General features: G+C 60.6%; 7 protein-coding genes and 2 pseudogenes. 4 read left to right on the plus strand and 5 right to left on the minus strand.

All coding sequences use genetic code 11. From position 1 onward, the window contains the following. Nucleotides 1–198 precede the first annotated feature (198 nt). The 4 genes from H926_RS0110440 to H926_RS0110455 all read right to left on the minus strand — a co-directional run bounded on the left by H926_RS0110440 (nucleotide 199) and on the right by H926_RS0110455 (nucleotide 5,769). Nucleotides 199–741 carry a nuclear transport factor 2 family protein gene (locus H926_RS0110440; RefSeq protein ID WP_022676249.1) on the minus strand — a complete coding sequence of 181 codons (543 nt, stop codon included), beginning with the start codon at nucleotides 739–741 and terminating at the stop codon, nucleotides 199–201. Between the two features lie 77 nt (nucleotides 742–818). Then, nucleotides 819–3,341, minus strand: a complete 2,523-nt coding sequence (locus H926_RS0110445) for a TonB-dependent receptor (RefSeq protein ID WP_022676250.1) — start codon at nucleotides 3,339–3,341, stop codon at nucleotides 819–821. A gap of 96 nt (nucleotides 3,342–3,437) precedes the next feature. Then, complete coding sequence (locus tag H926_RS0110450) at nucleotides 3,438–4,964, minus strand: carotenoid oxygenase family protein (protein ID WP_022676251.1); 1,527 nt, start codon at nucleotides 4,962–4,964, stop codon at nucleotides 3,438–3,440. Nucleotides 4,965–5,166: 202 nt separating this feature from the next. Further along, the gene (locus tag H926_RS0110455) at nucleotides 5,167–5,769 is read right to left on the minus strand and encodes a DUF3237 domain-containing protein (protein WP_082209109.1); all 603 of its coding nucleotides are present in this window, start codon (nucleotides 5,767–5,769) and stop codon (nucleotides 5,167–5,169) included. 428 nt (nucleotides 5,770–6,197) lie between these two features. On the opposite strand from H926_RS0110455, the gene H926_RS26850 reads away from it, so the two are divergent. Next, nucleotides 6,198–6,950: a FadR/GntR family transcriptional regulator gene (locus H926_RS26850; protein WP_022676253.1), complete on the plus strand. Its 753-nt coding sequence runs from the start codon at nucleotides 6,198–6,200 to the stop codon at nucleotides 6,948–6,950. Between the two features lie 204 nt (nucleotides 6,951–7,154). Here the strand turns inward: H926_RS26850 and H926_RS34255 are convergent, their stop codons facing one another. Continuing rightward, nucleotides 7,155–7,439, minus strand: coding sequence for a hypothetical protein (locus H926_RS34255; protein WP_022676254.1), 285 nt, complete (start codon nucleotides 7,437–7,439; stop codon nucleotides 7,155–7,157). 148 nt (nucleotides 7,440–7,587) lie between these two features. Here H926_RS34255 and H926_RS32460 point away from each other — a divergent pair. The 3 genes and pseudogenes from H926_RS32460 to H926_RS0110490 all read left to right on the plus strand — a co-directional run. Further along, nucleotides 7,588–8,399 (plus strand): annotated as a pseudogene (locus H926_RS32460) (IS5 family transposase). Nucleotides 8,400–8,878: 479 nt separating this feature from the next. Further along, entirely contained in the window at nucleotides 8,879–9,220 is a 342-nt protein-coding gene (locus H926_RS26860; RefSeq protein ID WP_148291708.1) for a transposase, read from the plus strand. 345 nt (nucleotides 9,221–9,565) lie between these two features. Continuing rightward, nucleotides 9,566–9,976, plus strand: a pseudogene (locus tag H926_RS0110490) (hypothetical protein); the annotation flags it as partial.

Genomic DNA, 9,976 nt, shown 5'->3' on the forward strand with positions numbered 1-9,976 from the left:
TATGGCGGGCGCGTTGCGCAGGTGGCACTCGACTGGCTGGATTGGCAGCTCGATGGCAATGCAGCGGCTGGGCGAACGTTCACGGGCCCGATGTGCCGCCTCTGCGTCGATCCGGCGTGGGCTGTGCAGCGCAAGGGCTTTTAAGCGCCAAGTGGGCGGCATCGGGCGGTTGGCTCCGCCTGATGCCGCATACGCTGCTCAGGGCAGCTTCTGCTTGTTGGGATCGATCTTGCGATCGCTGCGGAGCATCGGGTCCCAGTGTTCGGCGATCCGGCCATGCGCAATGCGGAACAGATCGAACCAAGTGGTGACATAGCGCTGCCCGGCCGCGTCGGTTTCTGGCCGTGCGAATGCGATCATCACATAATCGCCCTCTGCTATGATATGTATCATCGGGATTTCGAGATGATCGAGCACCGGCCGTACTGGCCGGGTCGCCTTGACATAGGCGATGAGCCCGGCAAGCCCCTGCGCGGCATTCGGATTATGCTGGATGTAGTCCGTGGCGATGAATTCATGCGCACGGTCGGTGTCTCCGGCCTGCAGCACGATCCGATACATATCAAACACCAGGCGTTTGTTCGCCGCCAGCTTGCGATCGGCACTGGCGAGCAGAGCCCGCTGATCCTTGGCCGCGAGGACCACCACAGGTGCGGCGGGCGGGGTTACCGTAACACTAGGCGGCACTGCGGCAGGCGCGCTGGCGGCCGCAGCCAGGAAGAGCAGGGAAGACAGGGCCATCGGAGTATCCAAACAGGAAGATGCAGGAAAGGAGATCGGGAGCTTCTACCAGATGGAGAAGCTCCCGATCCGATCGATCAGAACGAGCGCTTGACCGTGATGCGCCATTGGCGCGGTGCGGCCGGGAAGCCGGTCACCAGGCCATTGACGGCACGCGCATCGAGCAGCGCATAGTAGTACAGCTTGTTGGTAAGGTTCATCAGGTTACCGATCACCATCCACTTGCCGTCGGGCGCTTCCCACGCGAGCGAGGCGTTGAGCAGGGTGTAGCCCGGCACCTTGTTGAAGGTGGTGTTGGGGATCGAGGTATAGAAACTCGACTGGTACGTCATGTCGAGGCGCGGCGTGATCGCTCCGGCAGATTCCGTGTCGATCCGATATTGGGCGCTTGCGCTAGCCTTCCATTTCGATGCCAGCGGGAACTGCGAATTGAGTGTCGTCCCCGCGCTGATGGCCGCAGCCTGCAGCGACTTGAACCCGATGTCGAGATAGCCGAGGGTCCCTTGCAGCGTGAGCTTGTCGATCGGACGGGCGGTCACTTCGAGTTCACCACCCTGGGTCCGGGCCTTGCCGGCGTTGAGCAGGGCGCTGCATGGCTGGGCATAGCTGGCCAACGGAACGTTCGGATAGGCCGGATTGGCCGGGCAAGAACTGACCGGCAGCTGCAGGTTGGTATAGTTGCCGTAGAACAGGCTGGCGTTGACGCGCAGGCGGCGATCGAACAGGTCGCTCTTGAAGCCAATTTCATACGAGGTCAGCCGTTCGGGATCGAACGGGATAACCTGATAGAGGTTGTACGGCCGGGGATTGACCCCGCCACCCTTGAAGCCGGTTGCGACCGAAGCATAAGTCATGAACGTCGGCGTCCACTGATACTGTGCGGCCACGCGATAATCGACGTTGTCTCCCTTGAACGTGCCCGACAAACCGTTAACCGGGCAGACTGCCACGTTGACCACGGTTCCGCCTGCCTGCGGGCACGGGAAATAGGGCGGGCCATCGGGATGGAAGCCAGCGACCGACCCCGGCACGCCAAGGCGCCCGAAGTTGAAGGTCTTTTCCTGCTTGGAATAGCGCAGGCCACCGATCAGCTGCAGCTTGTCGGTCGCTTTCCAGTCGATGTTGCCGAACGCAGCATACGTGGTGGCGGGCACGCGATCACGCCCCAGGAAATCGAAGGGTGGGATATCGATGCGCGAATCCAGCTTGGTCTTCTCGTTCATGTAGAACCCGCCCAGCGTCAGGTTGATGCGGTTGTCGAACAAGCCGGCATTGAGACGGAGTTCCTGGGTAAATTCGCGATAGGTCAAGGCATTGGTCAGCAATGCGCCGCCGATCGGGGTGGTGTCGCTGTCATCGACATAGTCCATGCGCTGACGACGATAGGCCGTGATCGACTTGAGCGAGACATGATCGCCGATCTTGTAGTCGATGGTGAGCGAACCACCACCGCCATGCGTGGCCGAACGCGGCTGGACGCAATAGGCCGCGGTCTTGTCGCTGGGCGACGGATCGCAATACGTCGCATAGCTTACATAGGCGCTCTTGCTGTACGGATCGGTGGCATAGGCACCATAGGGCGAATAGCTGATGAACTGTGATGCGCCGCTGGCGGTGCCAAGGCTTACGCCGTTGATGCTCGTTTTGGGCGTTTGCCCCTGGTTCTGCGCATAGAGCAGCGTTTGCGGCGTGCCTTCCGAATTGTCGTTGATGTAGTCGCCGGCCAGATTGACCTCGAGCGTGTCGCTGGGAACCCAACGCAACTGTACGCGGCCCGCCGTTACCGACTTGCCGCCCAGCGTGCCCAGCTTGCAATCGCCCGAAGATCCGAACGAGGGGACCGCCGTGCCGGGATGGGTGCAGGCAAAGTCATAGCGCGTGACATAGCCATCCTTGCTATCGGAAACCCCGGTGATGCGCATGAACAGACGATCGCGGACCAGCGGGATATCCGCCGCAGCATTGACCCGCACATTGTTGAACCGGCCATAGGACAGCGCAACATAGCCGCTGCCATCACCGGTCGGCTTCTTGGAATAGAGTTTGACCGAACCACCGATGGAGTTCTGCCCCGCCAGCGTCCCCTGAGGCCCGCGCAACACCTCGACGCGGTCAAGGTCAACAAGATCGAAGTTCGCCCCGGCGATCGAACCGTAATAGACGTCGTCGATATAGGTGCCCACGCCGGGCGACACCGCCGGGTTGGAATCGACCTGGCCTACGCCGCGGATAAACGATTGTACCGACGGGCCAGCACCCGCTTGCGCCGGCTGCAAGACAACGTTGGGCGCCTGCGCCGCAATGTCGCTCACGTTCGTCAGGCCCTGTGCCGACATCGTCTCGGCCGAAAGGGCCGTGATCGCCAGCGGCGTGCGTTGGACGTTTTGCGCGCGGAACTGCGCGGTAACGACGATTTCGCCGATCGCCCCTTCGGTGGTGGCGGTGTTTTGCGCAGCGCCTTGCGGTTCTTCAGCCGGGCTCTGCGCGGTTTGGGCCCAAGTGCTGCCCGGGAAAGCAAGCACAGTGGCAAATGTGGTAAGCGCCGCAGACTTCAGCAGCCAGGTCTTGCGCCACGTCGAAGCGTTAATTCTATCGGTCATGATAACTCCCCTCCTAATAATGGCGGGTTCTGGCCGCCTTGTTTGCCGTTAAACGTGCAATCGATTGAATCTTTGGACACAAAAACGCGATGGTCGTTATCGCGTCATTTGACTGGCTTGGCTTTGGACAGTGGCAGGAACCCAGCACCCATGGACTTGCGCCCGCAACGGAAGCGGGACATGCACCCGGGCGATCGGGCCGCGGCTGGGCCGATCGGCATCGAGCACCCACAGTTCGGATTGAAAACCCGCGTCGCCATTGGCCTTGTCGACAATGCACAACAGCCAGTCACTGCCGTTGGGCTCTGTCGCCGGAACGTGAACGGGCTCGCTGACAGCATGGCCCGGCGGCAGCGCCAGCATGTCGATCTCGCCATGCGGCAGCGTGATGCGGATCAGGCAATTGAAGGCAGCGCCCACTGGCCCACCCGGAAGCGGCGGCCCACCCTGCGGGTTCATCGAGAGATACCAGCCGGTCTTGTAGTCCCGCCCACAATCCGCATCGCGAATCCGCGGCATGTCTCCGGGCGGCCCGAGCGGCGTCACCGTGAAATGTTCGCCCTCGCCAGCCAGGTCGAACGTCCAGCGTTCAAATCCCCCGCGAATGGCGCGTTGATCGATATGGATACCGCCCGCCTCGCGCATAAAGCCAAACGCATTGGTTTCCGAAACGAACAGATCCAGGTGCACCACATCGCCCTCGTCAAAGGCATTCATGATGTGAAAGGCCGAAGCGCCCTTGGCACCCTTGAACCACCGCATTCCCGCCACGTCGCCGTCTCGGCCCATGATCCCCACGCAGCATTCCAGGTTCTGGTCGTGCGCCCATTTCGGCCCCCCTGCCCGCAAGCGGTCGAGATCGGTCGTAGTGGGGAAGAACGGGAAGATCGCGCGGCTGCGCGTGATGGCAAAATCATGGATCATGCCGTGATAAGGCTGCTTGAACCACTGCTCGCGCATCAGATGCCCGCGCGGGTCAAGCACCGCATAGGAAACGTCGCGCGAGCAGGCGCCATCGGCTTCATAACCGAACAGGAACAATTCGCCGGTCTCGGGATCGACGCGAGAGTGCGCCGTTACGGTTTGCGAAGGCAACGCCCCGTCGAAATCGCATGCCCCCTTGGTGGCCAGCGTGTCCGGATCGATCTCATAGGGGAGACCATCCTCCTTGGTCATGAACAGGCGCCCGGCGTGCCACAGCGGCGTCGTATTCGCGACGGTACGATCGGTTTCGGCCACCGAGGGGTGATCGGTGAACGGATTGCGATAGCCGCCGAACAAGGCCCGGCCAGCGTGTTGCTCAGCGAGATAGCGCGCGGTCTGGACGTAGCGGATGTCGAAATCCACCGCACCTTTCCTGAAGCGAAAGCGGGAAATCATGCCATCGCCCGACAGGATGTTGTCGTCGGCAAACATCGGTGGATGGGCCGGGTCTGGCACGGCCCGGAAAAACGATCCTTCCAAACCGGACGGTAGCGTCCCTTCCACAGTAAGGCCGGGCACCGAGGCCTCGATGCCAACCGGGGTGTTAAGGCCGCGAAAATGGACAGTATCGGGATAGGCGTCGCGATCGCTGGCCACCCAAGGCTTTTCGCTGACCGGCAGGGTGCGTTCGTCGTGCACGTGTCTCTCCTAGATCGGGCTTGCGGCCCGCCATCCGTTGCTTGAAAATATCGAGAATGGCGGCCCTGCCCGGTCTTTCTGAGATTTGGATATCGGCAAATCGCCGAACATCTATAAAAAACCGGACAATTGAATTTACAGCAACCCAATGGGCGTCAGGCTTCCGGACGGCTCACCGAGCGGGCGCCGACGCGATGCCCTGTCACACCAGTGCCCAATAGGTGAAGATGGAGTGCGATTTGTCGCGATCCGCCTTGCCCACGAAGATAGTCTGGCTGAGCCATTCATGGGGCCCCTCGGGCGCTTCGAAGCGGGGCGTCAGCCCCATGTAATACTCCGACGGATCGACGTGTTCGTACCGCTGCATGCGATCCAGCACAGCCTTGTCGGCGTGGCGGATTCCGGTGTTGTGAAGCGCAACGATAGTGCCGTCATCTGCCTGGAGCAGGTAGCGCGCATCAAAACGCACGCTGTTGTCGGGCCGGATGGTCGGCCAATCGCCACCGCTGTGCGGAATGACTTTTCCGGAAAAACGCGGCCCCGTCACCGTGCCCCCAAGAACGCCGACGTAGCCACGATCAAAGCCCCAGTACGTCGGCCCATAGCGCAGCCGCTCGCCCAGTTCGATCCGGATCTGAAAGGCAAATTCAAAACTTGGCGGCCGCGCATCGGGCGGGATCACGAAGCCGTTCGCGCTCGTCTGGGTTTTGACAACTTCGGTGGCGGCGTTAGCCAGGGTTGGCAGCATTCCCGCGACGCCCACTGTGCCTGCAATCATGCTCCGGCGCGATACTTCAGCGGTCATCAGATGTCTCTCCCGGCCTGGGCTGGCGATTTCCAGCTCCAATTGTGACGCATTCGTGCGCCTGCTGCAGCGGACTAACCATATAATGTCTGCTTTTTCAAGCCGATTCGATTTAGCTTTTCCCGGATATCAGCCAATCGAGCGATAAAATGACATCGATTGCAAGGAACATGGGTGCACGCCATCGCCTGATATCTGCCAAGGCTAAACGTGCAATTCCTTCTGATTCAGTGCATTATAAATCATCGAATTGCCCGCTCAACGGCTTGCCATCGGGGCACTTTTGGTGACTATGCATTGCACGGTTGAGGGCAGCATGAATTGTCAGGGTAATGACAGTCCGTGATGAGGTTCCGCTAACCCGCGCCTGCTGATATTGCGATGCTGTCGGGCTCCATGATCTGCCCCGCAAATTGGAAGAACAAGATATGACTGCTGCAGCCCATCCTGCGAGTCCTTCGGCGAAAGGTGGCGGCCGAAAGAAAAAATCAAGCCTTCACAAAAGCATAGCCCATGATTTGGGAGTCGCGATCGTCACCGGCCGGCACCAGCCCGGCGATATCCTCAGCACTGAAATCGAATCGAGCGAGCAGTTGAGCGTCTCGCGCAGCGCTTATCGCGAGGCGATCCGTATTCTCACCGCCAAGGGTTTGGTGGAATCCCGCCAACGCACGGGAACGATCGTCTTGCCGATCACGCGTTGGGCCATGCTCGATCCCGACGTGATGGCCTGGATGTTTGAAGGCGGCGCCTCCGAATCGGTGCTGGATGGGCTGTTCGAAATGCGCCTGATCATCGAGCCGGCGATGGCGCGCCTGGCCGCGATGCGCCGCACGCTCGACCATATCGCCGATATGCGCAAATCGCTCCAGACGATGGAACGCCATACGCTCGCCACCGACGAAGGCCAGGCGGCAAACCGCCGGTTCTACAGCATCATCGTGCAGGCGACGGGTAATCCGCCGCTGGTCAACCTCGGCAACAGCCTCGGTACTTTTGTGCTGTGGTACACCGAATTCCAGGGCAACAGCGGCTCTAAGCCACGGGATACGATTGCCGAGCATTGGGAACTGTTCGATGCCGTTGCAGCGGGCATGGTCGACGAGGCCGGCATCGCGATGGAAAAGCTCATCCGCGCCAACCAGGCAGACTTTCCAGAGCGGCAGAATATCGCAATGTAATCCTCAAGGTAGCCAATCGGTAACAATCAAGGTTGTCCCTAGGCGTTCAAAGGTAGACCTGGCTCACATTCCTTTCGAATTTGGCATTTCCGCGCGTTATCCACCCCACTCCACTGGGGTTCAGCATTGAGTGCACAGCAATTGCCTCAAAAGCATGGGACATTAGGCGGCGTGGACAAATTGGCGCTTGAAGCGGACTATCGGTTATGACGGTTGCGCTGAACGGACGATGTTGACCAGAGCAAGCTCATCCATGACCGTTGCGCTCCAGCACCAAACACCTGTTAGTCCAGTCAGGGGCACAATATGGCTGTACAACTCATCGCAGGCGGCTTGTGCGATGTGATCCGATGCCCCCTCGATCGGCTGTTCTTTGCGCAGCAGGGTGGCCCATTCGACCAGTGCTTTTTCGTGATCGATGGCAAGGACTTGGGAGACGTATGTCCCGCCCTCGTATTCGCAGATGAATGTGAAGAGGTCCGATGCCATATGGCAGGCATATATGGTTCGGATCGCTATCGCCACCGGATCTATAGCTGACGCTGCCACCAAGCCTTGATTCAAGGCTGCTTTTTTGGAGGCAGGCTTGAGCAGGGGCGATCTTACAGAAGCGGAATGGCGTGTTCTGAAGGGCTTATTGCCCATCGAGCCTGCAAACCGTGGCCGAGGCATGCCGCCCGAGCAGAACCGCTCCATCATAAATGGCATCCTGTGGCGCCTCCGCTGCGGCGCTCCGTGGCGCGATGTCCCGCCCAAATATGGCAGTTGGAACACCATCTATAGCCGGTTCCGGCGGTGGAGCGAGGCCGGGGTCTGGGAGGCCGTCGCCGTGACGCTGGCCGAGATCATGGCGGACAGCGGCCACTACAGCATCGACAGCACCACCGTTCGCGCCCATGTTTCGGCAGCGGGCGGAAAGGGGGGACTCATCGACGCGCTCTTGGCCGCTCGCGGGGCGGGTTCACCAGTAAACTTCACTGTCTGGCTGATGCCCATGGACGGCCAGTCGCCTTCCACCTGACGGGCGGCGAGGCGGCGGATTGCAAGGCCTATGATGATTTGATCGACCTGCCTGAGCAGGCACCCGATGCCTTCCTTGCGGACAAAGGCTATGACGCCGATGCCATCCGCGCCGATCTCGCCGAGCGAAAGATCAAGGCAGTCATCCCCGGCCGGTCAAACCGCCGCGTGAAGATCGAATATGATCGGGCGCTCTACAAGCAGCGCAATCGCATCGAGTGTATGTTCGGCCATCTCAAGATCAACCGCGCCATCGCCACCAGATACGACCAACTGGCAAACAGCTTCCTCGGCATGGTCCATCTCGCCACAACCAGATACTGGCTCAAATTTGTCCACAGCGCCCGGCTGGAGGCAAAAACCGCCAGTTCAAGGAGGCGAGGACGCGCAATATCGGAAATATTGTGCGACGAGCCGACGCGGAAATGACGATTTTAGGTCCAGCCCCGAAGGGGTTGTGGAATTTGTTCACGCCGCCGAACTGGCGGCTACCAGGTTTGCTCGTGGAACGGCGGATTGTGGTCAACGGGATTGTCGACATGTCACGCCAGCTGGCGGCCACCCTCGCGATTTGCTCGGACGGTGCGATGCCCTCAACGTCGATTCACAGCCGATCCGAGCGCCGATCAGCGGGAATGGCGTCAGACTGCAGTTGTCGTTTTGACGGTTCCGTTGCACGCACGTGCTTTGCCCCCGGTACACATTCAGCGAGCCGCTGACTCCGTAGGTTGGCCGGCGATATGGCCCCAGGGCGACGGGGACGGGCGGACAGCTTTCTTTAGCCCATCGCCTGCAGCTTGCGTCTCAATGTAAAGCGCGTCACCGATAGGCCGAACTAATCCCAGACTACCGATCGCAATGCCGATTCGGCCCAGGCCGCCCTAATCAACGCAGTGATTGAGAAGGCCGTGCCCGCGCTGATCGCCACACGCGATGCGCTTGATCGCTTCCACGCGATGATGCGCTCGAAGGAGAAGGCACGGCTCGATCCGTGGATCGCCATGGCGGCGAAGACCAAGCTCGCTGCGTTCGCCGCTAGCGTCGAGGCCGACAAGGATGCGATGGCCGCCGCGATCTCGACGCCGCGGTCCAGCCGTCAGGTCGAGGGCAAGGTCAACCGCTTAAAGGTCATCACGCGCCAGATGGTACTGGGCGCGCCAAAATCGACCTGCTCAAAGCCAGGGTTATGGCGCCAACATGAGCCGAATTGCACGGAATGTGAGTCAAACCCAAATTTGCACGCCGTTTGACACGATGTCGGCGTGAGAAGCGTAAGTGCAACCGTTGATGAATCGTATAAAAGTAGCTCGCCCCATCATATTCGATGATGCAGCGGCCCCACGTTCCGGCGCCACTATCCTACAACTGTATCTTCACGGTCCGGACTCCGTAATAGTTACGCCGCGCCCTCGGCGGGGTGATTCGATGGCACCAAGAACTCAAACCTCCCCAAGAAAATTTTGAGGGTATCGCTTAGGGTACCATGCAGAAGATCGCTGCCAAAAAAAGTGGCGGAATTGAGGGATAAATGGGTGCAAATACGAGTTCTCTCCTGGCGCCCCATAACCACCGGCGAAGACAGGGAAACAGCAGCAATGGCCAAGACTTCCAAGCTCCTGGCGATCATGGCGATCGTCCTGGCCCTGTGCGGCTTGGTGCTATTGGGCGGGGGATTGTGGCTCGCGATCGAAGGCGGCAGCTGGTTCTATGCCCCGGCGGGGCTGGCCCTTATCGCCTGCGCCGTGCTGCTGTGGCGGCGCCAGGTGGCGGCGCTGCACCTCTATGCCGCGCTGGTGGTGGCCACGCTGGCTTGGGCACTGGTGGAAATCGGGCTGGACTGGTGGGCGCTGGTGCCGCGTGGCGACGTGATCTTTATCCTCGGCGCCCTGCTGTTGCTGCCCTGGATCACGCGGCGGCTGGTGCCCGCCCGGCCGGGCTGGTGGCGCAATGCCGGGCCGCTGGCGCTCGCCCTGATCCTGGCCGGCGCGATCGGCCTTGCCGCCATG

The sequence above is a fragment of the Novosphingobium sp. B-7 genome, assembly GCF_000410615.1.
Classification (GTDB): Bacteria; Pseudomonadota; Alphaproteobacteria; order Sphingomonadales; family Sphingomonadaceae; genus Novosphingobium; species Novosphingobium capsulatum.

Coding starts and splice junctions, on each gene's coding strand:
- H926_RS0110440 (WP_022676249.1), bottom strand. CDS start 741: ATGGCCCTGTCTTCCCTGCTCTTCCTGGCTGCGGCCGCCAGCGCGCCT.
- H926_RS0110445 (WP_022676250.1), bottom strand. CDS start 3,341: ATGACCGATAGAATTAACGCTTCGACGTGGCGCAAGACCTGGCTGCTG.
- H926_RS0110455 (WP_082209109.1), bottom strand. CDS start 5,769: ATGACCGCTGAAGTATCGCGCCGGAGCATGATTGCAGGCACAGTGGGC.
- H926_RS26850 (WP_022676253.1), top strand. CDS start 6,198: ATGACTGCTGCAGCCCATCCTGCGAGTCCTTCGGCGAAAGGTGGCGGC.
- H926_RS34255 (WP_022676254.1), bottom strand. CDS start 7,439: ATGGCATCGGACCTCTTCACATTCATCTGCGAATACGAGGGCGGGACA.